We start from the raw sequence: 413 nt of genomic DNA, 5'->3' as shown, positions 1-413 counted from the left end.
TCTGTTTAAAACACTAATAATTCTTACTTTCTTCACAACAAGAACAACGCAAATCACACGCCATAACCTCAAAGCTTGTTGTTAATGAGTTGTAAAACTATGATTACCAAACATTTACAAACCAAAGTGAGTTGGCATTGAACGGCCGTATAGAAACCAATCCAATGTTCAACTGTTCCAATTTGGTACACCTTCACTGTTATAACATGGAACAGTCATGCACCTTCAACAAGCAAACACCTCAGATTGGCTTTCATCTTCTTGGCACCGCAGCACAGAAGCGGGACTAAAACAGAGACGACTTCCCGAAGATATTCGCCTACCACAGTCGATTCTTAAGCAGCGACGTCATCAGTCATCGAACTTGATTCAAATCATCGAGCGCAATGCACTGCCTCTGTTCAACCAGATGT

Annotated in this window: 1 pseudogene; it reads left to right on the top strand. The window is 41.4% G+C overall.

Annotation, left to right across the window (positions count from 1 at the left end):
- Window positions 1-217: 217 nt before the first annotated feature.
- Window positions 218-413 (top strand): annotated as a pseudogene (locus tag A3712_RS00985) (sigma-54-dependent Fis family transcriptional regulator); the annotation flags it as partial.

It is taken from the genome of Vibrio sp. HI00D65, from assembly GCF_001635455.1.
Classification (GTDB): domain Bacteria; phylum Pseudomonadota; class Gammaproteobacteria; order Enterobacterales; family Vibrionaceae; genus Vibrio.
The sequence above is the reverse complement of the archived record's forward strand: the minus strand, read 5'-3'. Positions and strand labels throughout refer to the sequence as shown.